This is a genomic window from Devosia sp. BK (genome assembly GCF_032907385.1).
Taxonomy (GTDB): domain Bacteria; phylum Pseudomonadota; class Alphaproteobacteria; order Rhizobiales; family Devosiaceae; genus Devosia.
Genome location: NZ_JAIMBX010000001.1, coordinates 549,684 through 571,060, shown reverse-complemented (window position 1 = coordinate 571,060; position 21,377 = coordinate 549,684). Strand labels below are relative to the sequence as shown.

The following is a 21,377-nucleotide window of genomic DNA, read 5'->3' as shown; positions in this document are numbered from 1 at the left end:
GTCACCTCACGACCTAGGAGCTTATCCACAGCCATGCCCAAGACGACGAAAATGCCGATGGCCGTATTGCTGGCGCTGACCCTTGGGCCGGCTATCGCCATCGGCGCGACGCTTTGGTTCGTGGCAGCAGCCATTCCAGAGTGCTCGGTCAACGAAACCGAGCGCCTGCCCTCGCCCGATGGTCAGTTCGACCTCGTCATTTTCTCCAGGGACTGCGGCGACACCGACCCAAATACCCAGGCAGCGCTGGTGCCACCGGGCGAAGACGTGCCATTCGACGCCGCGAGCTTCTATTCCGTCGGCGCAGCCGCTGATCCTGATCCCCGCTGGCTCTCGGCCACAGCAATCGAGATCATTACGCCCCCCGAGGCCACGATCTATCGGGATGACCCGACCGTGGCCGGCGTCTCGGTGACGTACAAGCCCGCGACCTAAACCTTGCTCGACTGATAAAGCCGCCAGGCCCAACCAAAGAGGCCAATGGCGAAGAAGATCAGCAGGATGCCGCCAAGCATCACGCCCACCGCTGCTGTCAAAACCGGGAATAGCAAGAAGACCAGCCCGAGCAGCACATAGGACGCCCCAGACAGCACCACCGGCCAGATCCGTGCATAGCTCTCACGCTCGCGGACCACGACGAATATCTGCATGGCACCAACGAAAAGTGCGGCGAGCCCCACGATCGTGCCGAGGAAAGTTGCTGTAAAGATCGTCGCGATAAACGGCTGGATGAAGAATAGCACACCGAGGATCAGCGACGCCGCATTGGCGATGATATCGAACCAATAATTGCCGCTCTTGCCGCCGCCAAACGTCAGGCTCCATAGCCCCAAGGCGCCATCGACGATCAGCAAAACGCCGCCGAACAGCACCAGAACCGTGAGCGCATCGCCCGGGAAGATCAGAGCATAGAGCCCAGCAATCAGCATCAGCGCGCCGCGCAATGCCGTCGCAGCAGCAAAACGCCTTTTGGTACCCGAAGAAACCGCCATTTCACTTGCCCTCCATGGGACTCAACAGCCCGCCAAAGAGAACGTTAGCGCCAGCTCTGCGGTCACGCCAGCACCATGGGTTGAGCTTTTCTGAAATGGCCCGCGCAAAATATAGATTGTGCCCCTTTCGGGCCTATGGAAAGACACGCCCTCCACCGAGGCCGCCTCCCGGCGAATACTGCATGTCCCTCCCCCTTATCGCGCTTTTCCTCGCAGCCTTTGCTTTTGGCACTGCCGAGTTCGTCATCGCCGGCATTCTTCCCGAAGTCGCCACCGGTCTAGGCGTAACCGTGCCAGTGGCTGGTTATCTCATCTCCGGCTATGCGATCGGCATCGCCGTTGGCGGCCCACTTCTCGCCGTTGCCACCAAGAAGATGACGCGAAAGTCGCTGATCCTGCTGCTGGGCGGCATTTTTACCCTGGGCCAAGTGCTCTGTGCCATTGCTCCGAGTTTTGAACTGCTGATGGCCGCCCGTGTCATCGTCGCCGTGGTCCACGGCACGTATTTCGGCATCGCAGCGATCGTGGCGGTCAGCCTCGTGCCGCCGGAAAAACGCGGCTTCGCGGTCGCACTGATCCTCTCGGGCCTCACCGTTTCTAATATCCTCGGCGTACCCGGCGGCACGGCCATCGGCAATGTTCTGGGTTGGCGCGCCACGTTCTGGACGGTCGGAATTATCGGACTGCTGGCGACGTTGACCGTGGCCTTTTTCCTGCCGCGCGGTGCCGCCTCCGCCACCACCGCTGGGGACTTCGCGCGTGAATTCAAAGTGTTGGGCCGGCAGCAGATCGTCGCCTCACTGCTCATAGTTATCCTGGTGATGATCGGCCAATATAGCCTCTTCACCTACATCACCCCGCTCCTGACCAATATTACCGGTCTGCCCACGGCGACCGTCCCATGGCTCTTGCTGCTCTATGGTGTCGGCTCGACCATCGGCGTCTTTGTCGGTGGCAGATTGGCCGATTGGAAGCTCATGCCCTCGCTGATCGCCATCCTCACGCTACAGGCCGTAATGTTTGCGACGATCTTCTTCGTGAGCCCCTACGCCATCGTCATGGCCATCGCCACGATCCTGTGGGGCGGCGTCAACTTTGCCTTCGGTTCACCGGTGCAGTCGCGCGTGCTCGCCTGGGCTGCCGATGCACCGAACCTCGCTTCGGCCCTCATTCCCACCGGCTTCAACATCGGTATAGCCATTGGCGCCATTCTCGGCGCCAACGTGATCGCATCCGGCCCCGGCTACGCCTACCTGCCGCTCATTGGCGCCATCAGCTCGGCGCTCGCCGCTTTTGTCGCGATCGTCTCCAACATGCTCGATAAACGCCAGGGTCTTTTGCCGCCCGTCGCTATCGCCGCGGAATAGAGCTTGGGGAAAAATACAGTCGATAGAATTCAAACGGAAATGTAAGGGAGCGTTGTCAAATTTGACTTTATGACTGCCCGACCGTCGTGGGGTGCACCATGATCATCGACAATGCAACTCTACTGATCGGCATCGGCTTTTCGAGCGCCTCATTGCTGCTCGCGCTTTTGATCGGCTGGTTCAACTCTCGCAGCGAGACCTATCTCGTTCTTGGCGCCACCGGCATGGCGCTCATCGTCGTCGCCCTTATGCTTATGGGCCTGCGCAACGGCGCCTACACGCTCTTCTTCCAGCTTGTGCCCTTCGCGCTGATCCTGATCGGTTTCAGTTGCGTCTACGCGGGCGCCCGTCGCTTCAGAAACAGCAAGGCGTCCCTTTGGCCCGCCGCTGTGGTAGGCGCTCTTTCGGCCATTGCGACCGCGGTACCCCTTCTTCTTGGACTATCGGGCCTGGGCACACTGATGCTTAATGCCACGGCCGCCGTTCTTATGCTCCTATGTGCCTATGAGCATATCCGCAGCGACGACCAGCTTCGCTTTGCGCTTGCCGCAATCGGCACACTTTACGTCGTCACCGCCATCTCATTCGCCTGTTGCGCCCTCATGCTGGCCCTTGACGGCAATTGGGTACTCTCCGCGCCGCCAAAGAACTGGGCTGAAGACTTCAATTCCATCATGTCGCTGGTGGGACTGACGGGCATCGGTGCCATCACCCTGACCCTTCACCACGCGCGCGCCGCCCACCACCATCACCAGGCAGCAAACACCGATTCCCTGACCGGCGTGCTCAATCGCCGGGCGCTTTTCGATCGCTTCAGCAACGCGCCGCCCGGCCGCAACAGCGCCGTGTTGATGTTCGATCTCGATCATTTCAAGCAGATCAACGACCGGCTTGGCCACGCCGAAGGTGATCGCGTCCTAAAACTCTTTTCCGATGTATTGCAGCGCGAGCTCGGACCTCTCGATGTCATTTCCAGGATCGGCGGCGAAGAATTCTGCGCTGTTCTGATCGACGTCGATCAGGAAAAGGCCAAGGCAGTTGCCGAACGCGTGCGCAGTGTCTTTGCCGATTTGACGCTCGTCATCGAGCAAGGCCAGCTGCACGCCACCGTCAGCGTGGGCCTTGCCATGTTCGAGGGCGATGAAGACTTCCCCGCCCTCCTCAACCGCGCCGACGCGGCGCTTTACCAAGCCAAGCACAATGGGCGAAACCAAGTAAAACTCGCCGCGCTTCGGCTTGTCGCGTAACGCCAAAAAAATCTCAGAAAAATAGTCGATCGCCTGTCGGCAGAGGCGTCGTCCTCACATCCGCATGGAGTAAGCTTGTGCAAAGCGAGCTCTGAAGAGGCGGCACTAGGAGGATTTTATGACTGAAAGAACGCTCTACTATACGCACAACATCAACCCGCGCGTCGCGGTCGCCGTCGCGCGCCATCTCAAGTCACCAGTCGACTACATCCGCTACGAGCCGATGGGCGCCGACCGCGAGAAATTCTTGCCGCTCAATCCCAATTCGCTTGCCCCGCTGCTCGTCGAAGATGGCAAGCCGCTGTGGGAAGCCGATGCCATTTCGCTGCGCCTTTCCCGCCTTGCCGGTGGTGCCTTCTGGCCCGATGAATTCGCTGTCGAGATTATGATGTGGGTGAGTTGGAGCGCCCACCATTTCACCAATGCCGGTGCGGCCCTCGTCTGGCACAACCACACCGCAAAGTCGTTCATGGGCGATCCGGATCCGCAGGTCGTTGAAGATACGACGAATGATTTCAAGCGCTCCGCCGCGATCCTCGATTCAACGCTTGCGGACCGCGATTGGCTTGTCGGCGGCAAACTGACCTATGCCGATTTTCGCGTCGCCTCGGCCCTGCCCTATGCCGAGCGCGGCCTGATCCCGCTCGATCTCTTCCCCAACATCCGCGCCTGGCACGATCGCCTCAACGAGATCGAAGCCTGGCGCGAACCATTCGCCGGGCTTTCCTGAAACGAAAAGGGGCGCCTCTCGGCGCCCCACATTCCATCAACCCTGCGCTGCAAGAGCGCTTCGCACCTGCTGGCTCACCTTCCCGAAGTCGATTCGTCCGGGATAGTTCGCCTTGAGCTCGGCAATCACCTTGCCCATGTCCTTGGGACCTTCGGCGCCGCTGGAAGAAATGGCCGCCGTGATGGCCGCAGCGACTTCTTCCTCGGTCAGTGGCTTGGGCAGAAACTCGTTGAGAATATCGATCTCTTCCTTTTCCACCGTCGCGAGATCGGCGCGGCCGGCCTGGGCATAGATGGCAAAGCTCTCTTCGCGCTGCTTCACCATCTTCTGAATCATCGCGAGGACTTCGTCGTTGGTCGCCGGCCCCTTGCCATCGCCGCGATTGGCAATATCGCGGTCCTTGATGGCCGCATTGATGGCGCGCAGCGTCGCCGTACGCCGCTGATCCCGGGCTTTTAGTGCGGTTTTGAGGCATTCGCTGATCGTTTCGCGCATCTTGGTGTGCTCCTTGCCAGGCAGATTCTTGCCCCCATATAGGCATGAAACGCGGACTGCGCCACTTGCGCTCTCCGGCTTGGCCTTCTAAGAGGAGGCCTCAACCGACATCCCTCGCACCCACTGTAGCGGCTCACCCCGTTTGCCTGTGCGCGCGAACCGACGAACCAAGCATGGAGACCGACCGTGACCGGCTGGCAGCAATCCCCCGCGACCGCAGTTCTTATTCTGGCTGACGGCACGCGCCTTGAGGGCCATGGCATTGGTGCAGTTGGCCATGCCGCAGGCGAAGTGTGCTTCAATACGGCGATGACCGGCTACCAGGAAGTCCTCACCGACCCCTCCTATGCCGGCCAGATCATCACCTTCACCTTCCCCCATATCGGCAATGTCGGCACCAACGATGAAGACATCGAAACGGTGAACATGGCCGCGCTCTCGGGCGTCCGGGGTGTCGTCCTCAAGGCAGACATCACCAACCCCTCGAACTACCGCGCCGCCGAAAAGCTCGATGCCTGGCTCAAGAAGCGCAACATTATCGGCATTGCCGGCGTCGACACCCGCGCCCTGACCGCGCGCATCCGTGAAAACGGCATGCCCAATGGCGTCATCGCCCATGAGCCCACCGGCCAGTTCGACGAAGGCTCCATCAAGGCCGAACTCAATGCGTTTCCGGGCCTTGAAGGCCTCGACCTCGCCAAAGAAGTCACCACGGCCCAGACCTACCACTGGGACCAGACCAGCTGGCAGTGGAACAAGGGCTACGGCACAGTCGAGAAGCCAGATTTCCACGTCGTCGCCATCGACTACGGCGCGAAGCGCAACATCCTCCGCTGCCTCGCCGATCAAGGGGCCAAGGTCACCGTCGTCCCGGCCACGGCGACAGCTGCCGACGTGCTCGCGCACAATCCCGACGCCATATTCCTGTCCAACGGCCCTGGCGATCCGGCGGCGACGGGCAAATATGCCGTCCCGACCATTCAGAAGCTGATGGAAACGGGCAAGCCCATGTTCGGCATTTGCCTCGGTCACCAGTTGCTCGGCCTTGCCCTCGGCGGCACGACCAGCAAGATGCACCAGGGCCACCATGGCGCCAATCACCCGGTCAAGGATCTGACGACGGGCAAAGTGGAAATCACCTCGATGAACCATGGCTTTGCCGTGGACACCGAAAGCCTGCCGGCTGGCGTCACCCAGACCCATATCTCGCTGTTCGACAATTCCAATGCCGGCCTCGCCGTCGATGGCAAGCCAATCTTCTCGGTGCAGTACCACCCTGAAGCCAGCCCCGGCCCACAGGACAGCCACTACCTCTTCACGCGCTTCCTCAATCTGGTGCGCAAGGAAAAGGGCTTGGCAGAGCTGCCCGAGCACAAGGCACCCGGCGAAGCCGCCTAAAGCATTGAAAAGGGCAGCGCCAAAAGCGCTGCCCTTTTCAATTCTGGTTGCTGCGTACGACTTCGAGCTCGGTCAGCCCGCAAACTTCAAAGCCCCGATCCCGCGCCATGATGCCAAACGCCTCGGCGCCAAGGTGCAGCTTGTACGGCGTCTCCGCGAAGCGTACGCCCGCCTCAATTACCGCCCGCTCGATCAGGACAAAGCTCTCCCCAACTCCATCCAACGGCAAGACGGCAAACGCCTTCTGATGCCCAAGATAAGTCCGGAACGCTCGGTCACGGCGCACCGCGCCATCTCTGCCGCCATCCTTGTAAAGCACCTTGAACGGCGCCGCTTTTTCATATCGGAACAACTGGTCATCGCCCGGCGCCCCGGTTTCGTCGACGACATTGGCTGAGACCACGGGCCGCTCTACGCCCAGCATCCTCTGGATCGCATCAGGCGGAAAGTCCTGAATGGGCCCGTCGACCAGCAGCACCCAGTCGGCCCCCGGCCCATGGCTGTCCAAAATGTCATTATCCCGCGCCGCGACGCTTGCATAATCTCCCGCAACGATCACCGCATTCAGCCCCTTCTCCGCCACCAGCGCGTCCAGACCCCGGACATCCGCGCGACCAGGAACATGCAGCGTGATGGCCAAGCGATCGCGCGGATAATCGAGGTGCATCAACGCTTCCGCCAATCCCTCCGACAGGACGCCATCTCCGAGCCGAACCGCCACGTGAACACTCGGTCGATCCGCCGACGGACGGATGTTCTGATCGACATAGAGATGCAGCGGATCGGAAATGACCACCTTGGCCAACGACGGATTGGCCAACTGCCTGAACTGCCATTTGGCCCGCGTCGGCGCCTGAAACAACGCATTGAACCGCTTGCTCCGCTTGTGCCAAGGCACCCAGGTCGTCATCCACACATGCGACACCATTGGCTCCGCCCTCGAAACCACTGGAGCGACCGGCTCGAGCAAGGCGACGGCTTCGGCATCTGTCCCAGTCTTCCGCCCATCAACGAGCAATGGCGACCACACCCTTGGCGACAGCAATGTCGGCCGCTCATTACGCGGCAGCCGCAAAACCGCTGCCGTCACCATGGATGGACCCGTGGAATAAAACGTCTCCTGATCCAACAGCGACGGCATTCTCGCGATGATATCCAGCCAAAGCCGATGCCTCGGGACCGAGCCCATAAAGGCGTTGGTGATCAGAAACGGCACGCCCTGATGATGGCGATCGGGAAAGATGTGTTCGAGCGGTTCAATCCCAAGGAAACACTCATGCTGCAGAAGTTCATCGATGGGCCGGAATGGCTCGACATCAAGGTCTGCATAAACGCCACCCAGCGCTCCAAGCACGAGATAGCGGAACGCGTCCGCTCGCTGGATCATCTTGGGATAGGCGTCATAGGTGGCGAGAAAATCGGGATATGTTTTTTTAACGAAACCCCGCATCGTTTCGTCGGTCCAAAGCCGGATATCCCAATCCGGATGCAGGCTGCGCCATGCATCGTAATAGGTTTGCATCTGCCGCGGCAGGTCAGTGGATTTCCAGGTGAAGTGCAGGATTTTGGGGATCATGGCGGCCCATGCGTAAAACTAGGCAGGGTTTACCCAACCCTGCCCTACGCGGCCACCACTATCTCACCCGTGACGGTCAGGCGGCTAAAGCCGACCCTATTACGCTATCAGGCTAGTCATACGTATCTTCATTCGCGCCAGCGGACAGCGGACCCTCGGCGCCCGGTAAATCCTCGTCGCGCGATCCCGAGGCGGCCTTCTTGTCCTTGTCAGGCAATGGCCGGCGGTCAGCCTCGGCGCGATGGGTGTCATTGGCTTGAGCGGTATTCGTCTCTTTAGGTTTGCTCATTTGCAATCTCCTTCAGTCTGAAGGAAATGCTTGAGCCACCCAAAGCGGTCCATCACGAATGCGCTCCTAGTTCATCCCCATTTGCTCAGCAGCGGACCGGCTTGGCCGCCCACCGGATCGGTTTTCGGCAAGGCCACCTGGGCGATGCATTCGTCCGCCCCCGGCCGCTCGCCAGGCTCGCCCTTCAACAAATCGGCGCTCATCCCTGGCGGATATGCACCTACCACCAGAAAGTCCGCGCTCGATCCGAGATTTTTATGCCCGACACCCGCTGGCAGAACCATAACATCGCCAGCGGTCACCTCGAACACCCGTCCCTCCGGCCCGCCAAGTTGTAGCCGCGCCGAACCGCGTGCCACGCCAAGACATTCATGCGCTGTCGAATGAAAATGATGGAAATCGTAGACGCCATAGCGCCAAGCACTCGGCCAGCCATTAACGTCGAAAAGCGCCTCCATCGCCTCGGGTGACGGCTCAGCAACCGCCCGCCGATAAATGATCACCGGCAGGCTATTGTTGGGAAATGTCCCATCATCGGCAAAATGCTCGATGGCGATATCAGCGAGATTGCCCTGCATTCAAAACTCCTTGGCCGAAGACGCAACGCGTCGCCCGGCCAAGGGTTCGCCTAGATATTGCCCGAGAACGTATCGCACTGGTTGGGCTCGCCCGACCGATACCCGCGCTCGAACCAGGTGCGGCGCTGCGCTGACGTGCCGTGCGTAAACGTCTTGGGCACGGCATAGCCCTGCATCCGCTCCTGCAGCTTGTCGTCGCCGATCTGCTCGGCAGCGTTCAGCGCTTCGTCAATATCGCCAGATTCCAGGAGGTTCTGCTCGCCGGCAAAGTTCGCCCAGACGCCGGCATAGCAGTCGGCCTGCAGTTCCACGCGCACCGAATAGGCATTGGCTTCTTCTTCGCTCATGCTCTGCCGACGCTCGTTGAAGTCAGGCAGCACGCCGGTCAGGTTCTGCACATGATGCCCGATTTCATGGGCAAGCACATAGGCCTGCGCAAAATCGCCGGGCGCGCCAAACTGCTGGCGCAGCTCATCGTAGAAACTGAGATCGATATAGACCTTGGAATCGACCGGGCAGTAGAACGGACCCATCCGCGAATCCGCAGTGCCGCAACCGGAATCCGTCTGGTTGGTGTAAAGCACCACCTGCGGCTCGGTGTATGTCTCGCCCGCAGCGGCAAACACCTGGTTCCAGAGATCTTCGTTCTCCTTGACGACGACGCCGACGAAATCGGCCATCTCGTCCTGACCTTCGGCCGGCAATTGGCGTGATGTCGTGCTCGATGGCGCGGCGCCCGAACTGCCGCCCAGCATGTCCATCGGGTTCTGTCCCGTGACCAGCCAGACGATGCCGAGCAACACAACGATCCCAATGATGCCACCGATGCCGCCGCGCGAGCCACCGCCGCCACCCGTCGGCAGTCGGATGCCACCACCACGGCCGAATGGCGAGCTGCCAAAGCCGCCGGAACTACCCGCCTGCCCGCGTCTGTCTTCGATATTGCTGCTGCGCTCGCGCCCACGCCATTTCATGGAGATTGCCCCTTCACAACGCTGTTATTGCTACCAACAAGAGACAAGGGTGGGAACAGGTTGCATCCTGTCGTTCGCTGTCATCGCAATGTCATAAATTGACCGCCTGGTAAAACAATCCTAGCCTCCCTCCGCCGCCGTCACGGCACCGTCACCGAACGGAGGCAAGAGCAGGTCTCGCCCTTTTTTGGGAGCGGCCATAGCCGGTTAACCGGCAACCGGAGGTGCACTTCCGGAAACAATGGCAAATACTTGGAGAAGTCGATGAATTTTCACCCGAGGATATCCCGCCGTACCTTTCTCGCCGGTTCCGCCAGTCTAGGAGCCATCGCGGCGATGCACCCCTTTGCCGTCCATGCGCAAGCCAATCAGGCCCATCTGCGCATCATCGAGACCACCGATCTACACGTCGCGGCACTTGCTTATGACTACTATGCCGACGCGCCCAATGACACGATGGGCCTCGCACGCACCGCCAGCCTGATCGAAGCCATCCGCGCCGAAGCCGGCAATTCCATGCTGCTCGACAATGGCGACATCATCCAGGGCAATCCGATGGGCGACTACATCGCCTATGAAAAAGGCCTCGATGGCAACGTCCACCCGATTATCGCTGCAATGAACACGCTGGGCTATGAAGCCGCGACCCTTGGCAATCACGAATTCAACTACGGCCTCGAATTCCTCGACAAGGCTCTCGAAGGCGCCGAATTCCCCTTCGTCTCCGCCAACCTCGTCCGTGGCGACCTCGCAGCCGATGCGCTTAGCGACGACACTTACATCACGCCCTATCGCATCGTCGAAAAGGAACTGACCGACGGCTCCGGCGCCACCAAGACCATCAAGGTCGGCCTCATCGGCTTCCTGCCGCCCCAGATCATGACCTGGGACGCGACGCACCTTGAGGGCAAGGTCAACACGCGCGACATCGTCGAAACCGCCAAGGCCTACGTGCCGCGCATGAAGGAAGAAGGCGCCGACATCATCGTCGCCCTCTCCCATTCCGGCATCGCCTCCGACCAGACGACTGGCGCCGAAAATGCCTCGCTGCAGCTTGCTGGCGTCGAAGGCATCGACGTCGTTCTGACCGGCCACCAGCACCTCGTCTTCCCCGGCCCCGATTATGAAGGCATCGAAGGCGTCGACATTGCCGCCGGCACCCTCGCCGGAAAGCCGGCCGTCATGCCCGGCTTCTGGGGCAGCCATATGGGCCTCATCGACCTCCTCCTGGAGCAGGACGCCGATGGCAAGTGGACCATCGCTTCGCACACCTCCGAGGCCCGCCCGATCTCCGAGCGCGTCGATGGCAAGGTGCAGCCGCTCGTCGAAGACGAAGCCGAAATCGTCAGCGCGGTTGGCGATGAACATCAGGAAACGCTCGACTACATCCGCCGCCCGGTCGGCGAAACCGCCGCCCCGCTCTATTCCTATTTCGCCCTCGTTGCCGATGATCCGTCCGTCCAGATCGTGAGCCAGGCCCAGACTTGGTATATCGAGCAGATGATGAAGGGCACAGAATGGGAAAGCCTGCCGATCCTCTCGGCGGCGGCTCCCTTCAAGTCGGGCGGCCGTGGCGGTCCCGACTATTACACCGACGTCCCTGTGGGCCCGGTCGCCATCAAGAACGTCGCCGATCTCTATCTCTATCCCAATACGATCCAGGCCGTTGTCATCACCGGCGCCGACGTCAAGAATTGGCTCGAACGCTCGGCAGGCATCTTCAACCAGATCGAAGCCGGCGCCAAAGATGCCGAATTGATCAATCTCGACTTCCCGTCCTACAATTTCGACGTCATCGACGGCGTCACCTACAAGATCGACCTCACCCAGCCCTCGAAATACTCTTCCGATGGCAAGGAAGAACCGAACCCCGATGCCAACCGCATCGTCGATCTGATGTATGACGGCAAGCCGGTCGATCCAGCTCAGAAGTTTGTCGTTGGGACCAACAACTATCGCGCTGGCGGCGGCGGCACCTTCCCGAACATCAATTCGGATGTGATCGTCTTCAAGGGACCAGATACCAACCGCGACATCATCGTGCGCTACATCATCGAAAACGGCACGATCGATCCCAAGGCGGACAGCAATTGGTCTCTGGGTCCCATCGCCGACACCACCGTCCTCTTCGCCACCGGCCCCAAGGCTGCCGAACACGTCGATGATGTCACAGCGATCAAGATCGAAGCGACAGGCGAAACCAACGAAGACGGTTTCGGCATCTATCGCATCACGCTCTAAGCCAACAAAAAGGGGAGCCGCTGGCTCCCCTTCCCTTATCGCACCGCAGCATCCAGCCGCTCCCGCAGCGCATCCAGCTCTTGCCGGAGCGCATCGATGCTTTCGAGCGATCCACCGGTCCCTTCGACGACCGCCAGTGGGATGGCCAATGCCTTGGTTTCCATCGCCCGCCCCTCGTCCGTCAGCTTGATCCGCACCTGCCGCTCATCGACCTTATCGCGCTCGCGGCTCACCAGCCCCCGCGCCTCAAGCCGCTTCACCAATGGGGTGATCGTGCCGGAATCGAGGAACAATCGCTCGCCCAAGGTCTTTACCGTGATGTCGTCCTTCTCCCAGAGCACGAGGAAGACGAGATATTGCGGATAGGTGAGATCGAGCGCGTCCAGCCGCGGCTTATAGAAACGCGTGAAGGCGTGTCCGGCCGAATAAATGGCAAAGCACAGCATCTGGTCGATCGTCGGCATCTTTTTAATAACCATGCGCCCTCTCCAACTTCGATCCAACCTATCCCACAAATTTCTATTGCGCGCAATTTAATTGTGCGCTATTGCATTCAGTGTCACGAGATTTCAGCCCTCTCACAGGAGCAAAACATGTCGATCAAGTCTGCAGTCTATACCGCCCACGCCCACACCACCGGCGGCCGCACCGGCACCAGCAAGACCGATGACGGTCGTCTCGCCGTAACGCTCGACACCCCCAAGGCCATGGGCGGCAATGATGGCCCGGGCACCAATCCTGAGCAGCTCTTTGCAGCCGGCTACTCCGCCTGCTTCCTCGGCGCGCTGAAGGCCGTTGCCCGCGGCGAAAAGATCAAGGTTCCCGACGAAACCACGATCGACGCTTCCGTTTCCTTCGGCGAAAACGCCAATGAAGGCGCCAAGGGCTTCAACATTGCGGTCGAGCTCAAGGTCAACCTCCCCGGCTTTTCCAAGGAAGACGCAGAATCCCTGGTCCACAAGGCCCACGAAGTCTGCCCCTATTCCAACGCCACCCGCGGCAATGTCGACGTCACGCTGACCGTTGCCTAAAACACCAAGGGCGCCGCAAGGCGCCCTTTCTTCTCTCCGGCTGCAGCTAATTTTCAGAACAAAATGGCCAGCCCCATCATCGCCAGAATGACGATGAGACCGATGCCGAGCAGCATCAAAACGAAGATGATCTTGGCAAGGCCTGCCGCACCAGCCGCGACGCCGGTGAAGCCCATGGCGCCCGATACGACGGCGACAACGATCAGAATAAGCAACAACTGCAACATGACGCTTCTCGCAGAATAGAACTCTGCAAAGAAGAACGCCGCGCACTGCGCAGCGTTCCAGTATGTTATCGTTCCTGAGCCGCAAAAAGCTCAGAAAAATAGAGATGCCACAGTCCTATGGCTTGAGGCTCATCGGCACGGGCGGCGCAGTCTTGATCACGGTGATCTTCACGCGCTCATTGGCCGCCATATAGGGATCGTTCGGGAAGAACGGCTCATCCGTCGCCCGGCCCGACACCGACTTGATCCGATCATCGCTCAGCCCGAATTCACCCAAGGTCGACCGCACGACATTGGCGCGATCGGCCGAAAGCTCCCAGGCGCCATAACGCGGATTTTCGTAGCGACCACCGGCAGCCGTGTGGCCCGAAATCGTCATCTGCGCATTGAGCTGCTGCAGATAGGGCGCCATCGCGGCAATCGCCGCACGCGTCGTCTCCAGCGGATATTTCGAACCCTCGGGGAACATGCGACGGCCCTGCTGGTCGACGATCTGGATATCGAGACCATCTTCGGTCTCTTCGATCATCAGGTTATCCATGAACGGGGTCAGCTCGGGCATGGACTGCCAAGCCTGGCGAATGCTCGCCGCAGCCGAGTGGAATTCCTGCGAATCCACCGATTTGAGATTGAATTCGGAATCGCTCGTCGCCTGCAATTCGCTACCATTCTCTTTGGCCTGCCCGCCCACAGCCTTCTCGGCTTCACCCGTGGTGGCGTCAGACGGCGATGCCGGCTCCTTGGCCGTGATGTCGGAAGCCGAGCCGGACATGCTCGCGCCTTCATTGTCCATGGCCTGCCCGCCCATGACCCCGCCTGCCCCGCTCGAGGAAAGGCTGATCGATGGTGGCGAGAAGTAGTCGGCGAGGCCCTGCTTTTGCTCCGCCGTCGTCATGTTGATGAGCCACATGAGGAGGAAGAAGGCCATCATGGCCGTCACGAAGTCGGCATAGGCGATTTTCCAAGCCCCGCCATGGTGGCCGTGACCACCCTTCTTGACCTTCTTGATGATAATTGGCTGTTCGAAATTGGCCATGGCCGCCCCGCAGAAAACTACTGCGCCGCCCCTCGGGGCGGCGCGTTACTCGAAAGATTTAGATCAGGTCGCAGCCGGGAGGGCTGCAGTGGCCTCTTCGACCTCGTTGAAGGTCGGGCGCACATCGCTCATCAGCGCCTTGCGGGCAAACTCGACAGCCATAACCGGCGGCTGGCCGCTGATATGGGCGAGAAGGCCAACCTTCATGGAAAGGAAATACTTCGATTCAGCTTCAAAGATGCCGCGCAGCGACTGCGCCATCGGGCCAAAGAAACCGTAGGCGACGAACACGCCAAAGAAAGTACCGACGAGAGCGCCGCCGATGAGGTGGCCGAGAACTTCCGGCGGCTCGGTGATGGCGCCCATGGTCTTGATAACGCCGAGCACGGCGGCCACGATGCCGAGAGCCGGCGTACCGTCCGCCAGCGCCTGCATGGCGCCGACGAGCTGTTCCTGCTCCTGGTGATGGGTTTCGAGTTCCTCGTCCATCAGCGCTTCCATCTCATGAGCATTGTTCGTGCCCATGGTCACCATGCGCAGATAGTCGCACATGAATTCCACTGCGTGGTGGTTCTTGGCAAAGGTTGGGAAGCGATTGAACAGCTCGGAATCGTGCGGGTTTTCGATATGCGGCTCGATCGCCAGCACACCCTTGGCCTGGATCAGCTTGTAAAGGCTGAACTGCAGGCCAAGCAATTCTACGTAGGCCGCCTTGTTGTAGCGCGGTCCTTTGAACAGCGTACCGAAAATGCCGATGGTCGACTTCAACACCCGGCCACTATTGCCGATGATGTAGGCGCCGATCGCGGCACCCAGAATGATGACGAATTCGAAGGGCTGCCAGAGAACTTCGACGTGCCCGCCCATTGCGGCATAGCCGCCGAGAACGCAGGCAAAGACAAAGATAACACCGATAATGAGACGCATCGAACCCGACCTGACGCAATACTGAAACTCGCGGGGGGAGCAGACCAGGCCTGCCATCTCCGACAGGGCCATAATGGCGGTCTACGCTTAACGGGCGGTATATTTTGCCGCCCGTCTTGTAGTCGCCGCGATTTGAAGCAAATCTGCCGCACCCAGCCGATATAGGTCCCGGAGAACAGTTTATGCGCCTTGCCATCGCGGCTCTAGCCCTGCTTATTGCCAGCCCAGCCTTTGCCAGCGAAGAGCAGGTTTATGCCGACATCGAGAATATTCACGGCAATGCCGACGGATTTTTCGAGCTTTTCTCGGACGTTCAGCAGGCATCTACCTATAATCCGGTCGATTTTGCCGCCTTCGCCATCTATCCGCTGACCATCAATGCCAATGGCGAAACTTACGACATCCTCAGCCAGCAGGATTTCGAAGACAACTTTGACACCCTCGTCACCCAGGAAACGATCGACGGAGTCGCGTCTCAGGATGTCGATGATCTGATCGTCACCAGCGAGGGCGTCGGCCTCGCCAATGGCGCCATGTGGATCACCAATGTCTGCCTCGACGATTCCTGCGCGGATACGCAGTGGGGCATTTTCTCGATCAACAACTGAGCCCATTGCGGCCAAGGGATGTGCAAGCTAGGTCAGACGGATGACCGCCAGCTTCCCCATCTATCTCGTCTCGACCCCCGGCCTTGAAGCGCCTCTTTGCGAAGAGGCGCTCGAAAATGGCTTCGCCTCGGCGCGCGTCACCGATGGCGGCGTCACCTTCGAGGGCACCTGGGCCGACGTCTGGCGCGCCAATCTCGTCCTCCGCGGCCCCACCCGCATCCTTGCGCGCTTCGCTGAATTCCGCGCCATGCACTTGGCTCAACTCGACAAGCGCTCGCGAAAAATCCCGTGGGGTGATTTTCTAAGCCGCAATGTCCCCCTCCGCGTCGAAGCGAGCTGCAAGCGCTCCCGCATCTACCACGCAGGCGCCGCCGCCCAACGTGTCGCCACCGCCATTGCCGAAGAGTTCGGCGCACCGATCACTGAGGACGCCGCCCTCCGCGTCATGGTCCGCATCGAAGACGACCTCGTCACCCTCAGCATCGACACCACCGGCGAGTCGCTCCACAAACGCGGTTTCAAGGAAGCGGTCAACAAAGCCCCCATGCGCGAAACTATGGCGGCCATGTTCCTGCGCCAATGCGGTTTTGATGGCATCGAGTCCGTGCTCGACCCCATGTGCGGCTCCGGTACCTTCGTCATCGAAGCCGCCGAAATCGCCTCTGGCCTCATCCCCGGCCGCCAGCGCAGTTTCGCCTTTGAAAGCCTCCCCTCCTTCGACGCCAAGGCCTTCGCCGCACTGCGCCCCGACACCTCCACTCTCACGCCGTCGGTTCTGTTTCACGGGTCGGACCGCGACGCTGGCGCCATTCGCATGGCGAACGAAAACGCCACGCGCTCCGGCGTCGACGCCATCACCCGCTTCGAGCAAAAATCCATCGAAGAACTCGAGCCGCCAGCCGGCCCGTCCGGCCTCGTAATCCTCAACCCACCCTATGGCACGCGCATTGGCGACAAAGCCCCGCTGGTCAGCCTTCACCGCACCCTTGGCAAAGTGCTCAAAACACGCTTTGCTGGCTGGCGCGTCGGCATCATCACGGCCGACAAGTCCCTTGCCCAAGCGACGGGCCTCAAATTCGAGCCGCCCCTGCCCCCGGTGCTCCATGGCGGCATTCGCGTCGCACTCTATCGATCGCAGCTCTAAGTAGAGCCGCAAGTTCAATTCGATACGATTTTAGTAAAATCCTAACCATACTGACAGCCATGCTACCACCGCATGCAACGTTCAGCTTTCCACGGGCTTCCCTTTATGTCTGTGCGAAAGGGGAAGCCGATGTCGAATCTTTCCAAGATCCTGGTAGTCGAAGACAGTCCACTGCTTCTGCTTGATCTGTGCGATCAGCTTGAGGAGATGGGTTACACCCCGGTATCGGCGACGACCGCTGCAACTGCTGCGCGTCTGGTCGATGATACGATCACCGCAATGATCACCGATATCGAACTTGGGCTTGGCCCTGATGGTCTGGCCCTCGCGCGGCTTGCTGCGCAGGCGCGACCTGGCTTGCCGATCGTGGTCGTCTCCGGCGGCGTTATTCCAACAGCGGCCGATCTGCCTACGGGCGCTATTTTCGTGCCCAAGCCCTATAGCCTCGATGCCGTTCTTGCCGCCCTACACAGCCAGAAAATGGCGACAGCAGCCTAAATAAGCAAAAGCCCCGGCCGAAGCCGGGGCAAATGGGAAGCCGCTTACTGGGAAGCTGGCGGTGTCGCCGGCGTCGTTGCCGGAGGCGTTGCTGGCGTAGTCGCCGGTGCTGGAGTGGTCGTGGTGTTCGACGGTGCATCTGCAGGCGGCGGAGCATCCCCACCACAAGCCGCAAGAGCCATAGCCGTGACAACTGCCAGAGCAGCAAATCGCAAGTTCTTCATATATACCTCATACAATGAATGATCGACTTTTGATCACGCCCATGTGAGGCGCCTAACAAGGCAGGTATTGGACCACTCTTGGGTCATTCTTGGGCAAAGATTAGGCAGGGATGACAGAAGCTAATCTCGCTGGTCGTGCAAATCCTGCACATAGAATTCTCGATTTGCCGCTAAGGTGGACCGCAACACGCAGTTTCACTGCGCTCTCCAATCGTCCCGCAGTATCCATTCTCCACGCCGAACGCGGAGAGCCATGGACAAACGCACCGCAAAGCACTCGGCCCCTTCCCTTCCCGCGACTCTTCGGTTAGACAGCCCACCTAACCACCATGTTCGGTCTTCTTCCCCGCGTTGCAGCGCTCAGTTGCCGTGCGGGTTTCGCGCGGACAGGTGTGTCCGGGCGATTCCTCCCCTCGCCCGCTTCCAAATTGTTAGAGAGCGAGCGCCATGCCAAAACGTACCGACATCAAATCGATCCTGATCATCGGCGCGGGCCCCATCATCATCGGGCAGGCATGCGAGTTCGACTATTCCGGCACCCAGGCCTGCAAGGCTCTGAAGGAAGAAGGCTACCGGATCATCCTGGTGAACTCCAATCCAGCGACGATCATGACCGATCCGGATCTGGCGCACGCGACCTATATGGAGCCCATCACCCCCGAAGTGGTGGCAAAAATCATCGAGAAGGAACGTCCCGATGCGCTCCTCCCCACCATGGGCGGCCAGACGGCGCTGAATTGCGCCCTATCGCTGCGCAAGATGGGTGTCCTCGAAAAGTTCGGCGTTGAAATGATTGGCGCGACCGCCGAAGCCATCGATAAGGCCGAAGACCGCGAACTCTTCCGCGATGCCATGAAGAAGATCGGGCTCGAAACCCCGCGCTCCATGCTCGCCCACAACACCATTGAAGCCCTGCAGGCGCTTGAGGTCATCGGCCTCCCCTGCATCATCCGCCCGAGCTTCACCCTTGGCGGCACCGGCGGCGGCATTGCCTATAACCGCGAAGAATATCTCGCCATCGTCGAGAGTGGCGTAGACGCCTCTCCCACCAACGAAGTCCTCGTCGAAGAATCCGTTCTCGGCTGGAAGGAATACGAGATGGAGGTTGTCCGCGATAAGAAGGACAACTGCATCATCATCTGCTCGATCGAGAATATCGACCCCATGGGCGTCCACACCGGCGACAGCATCACCGTCGCCCCGGCCCTGACCCTGACCGACAAGGAATACCAGATCATGCGCGACGCCTCGCTGGCGGTTCTGCGCGAGATCGGTGTTGAAACCGGCGGTTCCAACGTTCAGTTCGGCATCAACCCTGCCGATGGCCGCATGGTCGTCATCGAAATGAACCCGCGCGTCTCGCGCTCCTCGGCTCTCGCTTCGAAGGCCACCGGCTTCCCGATCGCCAAGGTCGCCGCCCGCCTCGCCGTCGGCTACACGCTCGATGAACTCGAAAATGACATCACCGGCGGCGCCACCCCGGCGTCCTTCGAGCCGACCATCGACTATGTTGTCACCAAGATCCCGCGTTTCGCGTTCGAGAAATTCCCCGGCGCTGACAACCGCCTGACCACTTCCATGAAGTCGGTCGGCGAAGCCATGGCCATCGGCCGCAACTTCCAGGAATCGCTCCAGAAGGCCCTTCGCTCGCTCGAAACCGGCCTCACCGGCCTTAACGAGATCGGCATTCCCGGCCTCGGCGAAGGCGAAGACAAGAACGCCATCAAGGCCGCCCTCGGCACCCCGACACCGAACCGTCTCCTCCACGTCGCCGAAGCCATGCGCCTCGGTCTCACTAACGAAGAAATCTTCGAAGCCTGCAAGATCGACCCGTGGTTCCTCGAGCAGATGCGCGGCATCGTCGATATGGAAGCCAAGGTCAAGGAATTCGGTCTCCCGCAGGACGCCGCTAACCTGCGCCAGCTTAAGTCCATGGGCTTTTCGGACTCCCGTCTCGCCCAGCTCGCTGGCGTCAAGACCTCGGATGTCCGCAAGCTGCGCCATAGCCTCGAAGTGCGTCCCGCCTATAAGCGCATCGACACGTCCGCTGCCGAATTCGCGTCACCAACCGCTTACATGTATTCGACCTACGAAGCCCCCTTCGGCGGCAAGGTCGAAGACGAATCCCGTCCTTCCGACCGCAAGAAGGTCGTCATCCTCGGTGGCGGCCCCAACCGCATCGGCCAAGGCATCGAGTTCGATTATTGCTGTTGCCATGCAGCCTTCGCGCTGGCTGACGCCGGCTACGAAACCATCATGGTCAACTGCAATCCGGAAACTGTTTCGACCGACTACGACACCTCCGACCGCCTCTATTTCGAGCCGCTGACCGAGGAAGACGTCATCGAAATCCTGCTGCGCGAAAAGCAGAACGGCACGCTCCATGGCGTTATTGTGCAGTTCGGCGGCCAGACCCCGCTCAACCTCGCCGAGGCCGTGCAGAAGGCCGGCGTGCCGATCCTCGGCACCCAGCCCGACTCCATCGATCTCGCTGAAGACCGCGATCTGTTCATGAAGCTGCTCAACCGTCTCGAGTTGACTCAGCCTAAAAACGGCATTGCCTACAGCCTTGAACAGTCTCGCCTTGTTGCCGAGCGCTTGGGCTATCCGCTGGTCATCCGCCCGTCCTATGTCCTCGGCGGCCGTGCCATGGCGATCGTGCACAGCGCGAACGAGTTCGAGCGTTACATTCAGGATACCCTCACCGGCCTCGTGCCGCCCGATATCCTCCAGCGCTACCCCAATGACCGGACCGGCCAGATCAACTCTGTCCTCTCCGACAATCCGCTGCTGTTCGACGCCTATCTCTCCGGCGCTATCGAAATCGACGTCGACGCCCTCTGCGATGGCAAGGACGTTTTCGTTGCCGGTATCATGGAGCACATCGAAGAAGCCGGCATTCACTCCGGCGACTCGGCCTGCTCCCTGCCGCCACGGAGCCTGCCGCCCGAAGTCATCGAAGAACTCAAGCGCCAGACCCGCGAACTCGCTTTCGCGCTCAAGGTCGGCGGCCTGATGAACGTCCAGTATGCTTATAAGGACGGCAAGATCTACCTGATCGAAGTGAATCCGCGCGCCTCGCGCACCGTGCCCTTCGTCGCCAAAGTCATCGGCGAACCCATCGCCAAGATCGCCTCGCGCATTATGGCCGGCGAAACGCTTGCCAGCTTCAATCTCACCGAGAAGAAGCTTAAGCACATCGCCGTCAAGGAAGCCGTGTTCCCGTTCAACCGCTTCCCCGGCGTCGATACGGTTCTCGGCCCTGAAATGAAGTCGACCGGCGAAGTCATCGGCCTCGACAACAATTTCGCCATCGCCTTTGCGAAATCCCAGATGGGCGCCGGCCAGAAGGTGCCAACCTCAGGCAAGGCCTTCATCTCCGTCCGCGACGACGATAAGCAGTACATCGTCGACATGGCCCGCCATCTGGTCGAAGCCGGCTTCGAAATCCTCGCGACCGGCGGCACCCAGCGCTATCTCGTTGACAACAATGTGCCAGCGACCAAGATCAACAAGGTCCTCGAAGGCCGTCCACACATCGTCGACTCGATGAAGAACGGCGGCGTTCAGCTGGTGATCAACACGACGGACGGTCTCAAGTCGATCTCCGACAGCCGCGACATCCGCCGCACCGCGCTCTACTCGAAGATCCCCTACTACACGACCATCGACGGCGCCCTCGCCGCCGTAGAAGGCATCGTCGCCCTTCGCCAAGGCAGCCTCCAGGTCCGCGCCCTGCAGGAATATTTCGCAGTCTAATCCAGCCACAATCGTGCCTCCCTCTAAATAGAGGGA

The 21,377-nt window shown here is 60.2% G+C and carries 21 protein-coding genes; 11 read left to right on the top strand and 10 right to left on the bottom strand.

Going from position 1 to position 21,377, the window contains the following annotated elements; all coding sequences use genetic code 11:
* Positions 1 to 33: 33 nt before the first annotated feature.
* Entirely contained in the window at positions 34 to 435 is a 402-nt protein-coding gene (locus DevBK_RS02750) for a hypothetical protein (RefSeq protein WP_317184391.1), read from the top strand.
* Here the strand turns inward: DevBK_RS02750 and DevBK_RS02745 are convergent.
* A complete protein-coding gene (locus DevBK_RS02745) occupies positions 432 to 992 on the bottom strand; it encodes an HdeD family acid-resistance protein (protein WP_317184390.1) in 561 nt (186 codons plus the stop codon). The two genes, DevBK_RS02750 and DevBK_RS02745, sit on opposite strands and share 4 nt — an antisense overlap.
* A 182-nt stretch (positions 993 to 1,174) precedes the next feature.
* Between DevBK_RS02745 and DevBK_RS02740 the strand changes: the two genes are divergently transcribed.
* The 3 genes from DevBK_RS02740 to DevBK_RS02730 all read left to right on the top strand — a co-directional run bounded on the left by DevBK_RS02740 (position 1,175) and on the right by DevBK_RS02730 (position 4,336).
* Positions 1,175 to 2,359, top strand: coding sequence for an MFS transporter (locus DevBK_RS02740; protein WP_062631686.1), 1,185 nt, complete (start codon positions 1,175 to 1,177; stop codon positions 2,357 to 2,359).
* 98 nt (positions 2,360 to 2,457) lie between these two features.
* Positions 2,458 to 3,606: a GGDEF domain-containing protein gene (locus DevBK_RS02735; protein WP_062631685.1), complete on the top strand. Its 1,149-nt coding sequence runs from the start codon at positions 2,458 to 2,460 to the stop codon at positions 3,604 to 3,606.
* A gap of 118 nt (positions 3,607 to 3,724) precedes the next feature.
* Positions 3,725 to 4,336: a glutathione S-transferase family protein gene (locus DevBK_RS02730; protein ID WP_062631684.1), complete on the top strand. Its 612-nt coding sequence runs from the start codon at positions 3,725 to 3,727 to the stop codon at positions 4,334 to 4,336.
* A 36-nt stretch (positions 4,337 to 4,372) separates the two neighbouring features.
* Here the strand turns inward: DevBK_RS02730 and DevBK_RS02725 are convergent, their stop codons facing one another.
* The gene (locus DevBK_RS02725; RefSeq protein ID WP_317184389.1) at positions 4,373 to 4,831 is read right to left on the bottom strand and encodes a GatB/YqeY domain-containing protein; all 459 of its coding nucleotides are present in this window, start codon (positions 4,829 to 4,831) and stop codon (positions 4,373 to 4,375) included.
* A 186-nt stretch (positions 4,832 to 5,017) separates the two neighbouring features.
* On the opposite strand from DevBK_RS02725, the gene carA reads away from it, so the two are divergent.
* Positions 5,018 to 6,229 (top strand): glutamine-hydrolyzing carbamoyl-phosphate synthase small subunit, encoded by a 1,212-nt coding sequence (carA, locus tag DevBK_RS02720; RefSeq protein ID WP_062631683.1) that lies wholly within the window; start codon positions 5,018 to 5,020, stop codon positions 6,227 to 6,229.
* 37 nt (positions 6,230 to 6,266) lie between these two features.
* Here carA and DevBK_RS02715 read toward each other — a convergent pair whose 3' ends face one another.
* From DevBK_RS02715 to DevBK_RS02700, 4 genes are all read right to left on the bottom strand, one after another.
* Positions 6,267 to 7,805, bottom strand: coding sequence for a glycosyltransferase family 32 protein (locus DevBK_RS02715; RefSeq protein WP_317184388.1), 1,539 nt, complete (start codon positions 7,803 to 7,805; stop codon positions 6,267 to 6,269).
* A 112-nt stretch (positions 7,806 to 7,917) separates the two neighbouring features.
* Positions 7,918 to 8,094, bottom strand: coding sequence for a hypothetical protein (locus tag DevBK_RS02710; protein ID WP_317184387.1), 177 nt, complete (start codon positions 8,092 to 8,094; stop codon positions 7,918 to 7,920).
* 71 nt (positions 8,095 to 8,165) lie between these two features.
* Positions 8,166 to 8,672, bottom strand: a complete 507-nt coding sequence (locus tag DevBK_RS02705) for a cupin domain-containing protein (protein WP_317184386.1) — start codon at positions 8,670 to 8,672, stop codon at positions 8,166 to 8,168.
* Positions 8,673 to 8,722: 50 nt separating this feature from the next.
* Positions 8,723 to 9,646 (bottom strand): neutral zinc metallopeptidase, encoded by a 924-nt coding sequence (locus DevBK_RS02700; protein WP_061910685.1) that lies wholly within the window; start codon positions 9,644 to 9,646, stop codon positions 8,723 to 8,725.
* 264 nt (positions 9,647 to 9,910) lie between these two features.
* Between DevBK_RS02700 and DevBK_RS02695 the strand changes: the two genes are divergently transcribed.
* Positions 9,911 to 11,887 carry a bifunctional 2',3'-cyclic-nucleotide 2'-phosphodiesterase/3'-nucleotidase gene (locus tag DevBK_RS02695; RefSeq protein WP_317184385.1) on the top strand — a complete coding sequence of 659 codons (1,977 nt, stop codon included), beginning with the start codon at positions 9,911 to 9,913 and terminating at the stop codon, positions 11,885 to 11,887.
* A gap of 35 nt (positions 11,888 to 11,922) precedes the next feature.
* On the opposite strand, the gene DevBK_RS02690 is transcribed toward DevBK_RS02695, so the two are convergent.
* Positions 11,923 to 12,366 carry a MarR family transcriptional regulator gene (locus DevBK_RS02690; RefSeq protein WP_317184384.1) on the bottom strand — a complete coding sequence of 148 codons (444 nt, stop codon included), beginning with the start codon at positions 12,364 to 12,366 and terminating at the stop codon, positions 11,923 to 11,925.
* A 114-nt stretch (positions 12,367 to 12,480) separates the two neighbouring features.
* Between DevBK_RS02690 and DevBK_RS02685 the strand changes: the two genes are divergently transcribed.
* The gene (locus tag DevBK_RS02685) at positions 12,481 to 12,918 is read left to right on the top strand and encodes an organic hydroperoxide resistance protein (RefSeq protein WP_061910679.1); all 438 of its coding nucleotides are present in this window, start codon (positions 12,481 to 12,483) and stop codon (positions 12,916 to 12,918) included.
* A 53-nt stretch (positions 12,919 to 12,971) separates the two neighbouring features.
* On the opposite strand, the gene DevBK_RS02680 is transcribed toward DevBK_RS02685, so the two are convergent.
* From DevBK_RS02680 to motA, 3 genes are all read right to left on the bottom strand, one after another.
* Positions 12,972 to 13,145, bottom strand: coding sequence for a DUF1328 family protein (locus tag DevBK_RS02680; protein WP_082461327.1), 174 nt, complete (start codon positions 13,143 to 13,145; stop codon positions 12,972 to 12,974).
* A 115-nt stretch (positions 13,146 to 13,260) separates the two neighbouring features.
* Entirely contained in the window at positions 13,261 to 14,181 is a 921-nt protein-coding gene (locus tag DevBK_RS02675) for a flagellar motor protein MotB (protein ID WP_317184383.1), read from the bottom strand.
* Positions 14,182 to 14,244: 63 nt separating this feature from the next.
* Positions 14,245 to 15,108, bottom strand: coding sequence for a flagellar motor stator protein MotA (motA, locus tag DevBK_RS02670; protein ID WP_061910835.1), 864 nt, complete (start codon positions 15,106 to 15,108; stop codon positions 14,245 to 14,247).
* A 182-nt stretch (positions 15,109 to 15,290) separates the two neighbouring features.
* On the opposite strand from motA, the gene DevBK_RS02665 reads away from it, so the two are divergent.
* The 4 genes from DevBK_RS02665 to carB all read left to right on the top strand — a co-directional run bounded on the left by DevBK_RS02665 (position 15,291) and on the right by carB (position 21,341).
* Positions 15,291 to 15,716, top strand: a complete 426-nt coding sequence (locus DevBK_RS02665) for a hypothetical protein (protein ID WP_062631678.1) — start codon at positions 15,291 to 15,293, stop codon at positions 15,714 to 15,716.
* A gap of 40 nt (positions 15,717 to 15,756) precedes the next feature.
* Positions 15,757 to 16,860 (top strand): class I SAM-dependent RNA methyltransferase, encoded by a 1,104-nt coding sequence (locus tag DevBK_RS02660; RefSeq protein WP_317184382.1) that lies wholly within the window; start codon positions 15,757 to 15,759, stop codon positions 16,858 to 16,860.
* A 129-nt stretch (positions 16,861 to 16,989) separates the two neighbouring features.
* The gene (locus tag DevBK_RS02655; RefSeq protein ID WP_317184381.1) at positions 16,990 to 17,358 is read left to right on the top strand and encodes a response regulator; all 369 of its coding nucleotides are present in this window, start codon (positions 16,990 to 16,992) and stop codon (positions 17,356 to 17,358) included.
* A gap of 671 nt (positions 17,359 to 18,029) precedes the next feature.
* The gene (gene carB / locus DevBK_RS02650; protein WP_317184380.1) at positions 18,030 to 21,341 is read left to right on the top strand and encodes a carbamoyl-phosphate synthase large subunit; all 3,312 of its coding nucleotides are present in this window, start codon (positions 18,030 to 18,032) and stop codon (positions 21,339 to 21,341) included.
* Positions 21,342 to 21,377 lie beyond the last annotated feature (36 nt).

Coding starts and splice junctions, on each gene's coding strand:
- DevBK_RS02750 (WP_317184391.1), top strand. CDS start 34: ATGCCCAAGACGACGAAAATGCCGATGGCCGTATTGCTGGCGCTGACC.
- DevBK_RS02745 (WP_317184390.1), bottom strand. CDS start 992: ATGGCGGTTTCTTCGGGTACCAAAAGGCGTTTTGCTGCTGCGACGGCA.
- DevBK_RS02740 (WP_062631686.1), top strand. CDS start 1,175: ATGTCCCTCCCCCTTATCGCGCTTTTCCTCGCAGCCTTTGCTTTTGGC.
- DevBK_RS02735 (WP_062631685.1), top strand. CDS start 2,458: ATGATCATCGACAATGCAACTCTACTGATCGGCATCGGCTTTTCGAGC.
- DevBK_RS02730 (WP_062631684.1), top strand. CDS start 3,725: ATGACTGAAAGAACGCTCTACTATACGCACAACATCAACCCGCGCGTC.
- DevBK_RS02725 (WP_317184389.1), bottom strand. CDS start 4,831: ATGCGCGAAACGATCAGCGAATGCCTCAAAACCGCACTAAAAGCCCGG.
- DevBK_RS02715 (WP_317184388.1), bottom strand. CDS start 7,805: ATGATCCCCAAAATCCTGCACTTCACCTGGAAATCCACTGACCTGCCG.
- DevBK_RS02710 (WP_317184387.1), bottom strand. CDS start 8,094: ATGAGCAAACCTAAAGAGACGAATACCGCTCAAGCCAATGACACCCAT.
- DevBK_RS02705 (WP_317184386.1), bottom strand. CDS start 8,672: ATGCAGGGCAATCTCGCTGATATCGCCATCGAGCATTTTGCCGATGAT.
- DevBK_RS02700 (WP_061910685.1), bottom strand. CDS start 9,646: ATGAAATGGCGTGGGCGCGAGCGCAGCAGCAATATCGAAGACAGACGC.
- DevBK_RS02695 (WP_317184385.1), top strand. CDS start 9,911: ATGAATTTTCACCCGAGGATATCCCGCCGTACCTTTCTCGCCGGTTCC.
- DevBK_RS02690 (WP_317184384.1), bottom strand. CDS start 12,366: ATGGTTATTAAAAAGATGCCGACGATCGACCAGATGCTGTGCTTTGCC.
- DevBK_RS02685 (WP_061910679.1), top strand. CDS start 12,481: ATGTCGATCAAGTCTGCAGTCTATACCGCCCACGCCCACACCACCGGC.
- DevBK_RS02680 (WP_082461327.1), bottom strand. CDS start 13,145: ATGTTGCAGTTGTTGCTTATTCTGATCGTTGTCGCCGTCGTATCGGGC.
- DevBK_RS02675 (WP_317184383.1), bottom strand. CDS start 14,181: ATGGCCAATTTCGAACAGCCAATTATCATCAAGAAGGTCAAGAAGGGT.
- motA (WP_061910835.1), bottom strand. CDS start 15,108: ATGCGTCTCATTATCGGTGTTATCTTTGTCTTTGCCTGCGTTCTCGGC.
- DevBK_RS02665 (WP_062631678.1), top strand. CDS start 15,291: ATGCGCCTTGCCATCGCGGCTCTAGCCCTGCTTATTGCCAGCCCAGCC.
- DevBK_RS02660 (WP_317184382.1), top strand. CDS start 15,757: ATGACCGCCAGCTTCCCCATCTATCTCGTCTCGACCCCCGGCCTTGAA.
- DevBK_RS02655 (WP_317184381.1), top strand. CDS start 16,990: ATGTCGAATCTTTCCAAGATCCTGGTAGTCGAAGACAGTCCACTGCTT.
- carB (WP_317184380.1), top strand. CDS start 18,030: ATGCCAAAACGTACCGACATCAAATCGATCCTGATCATCGGCGCGGGC.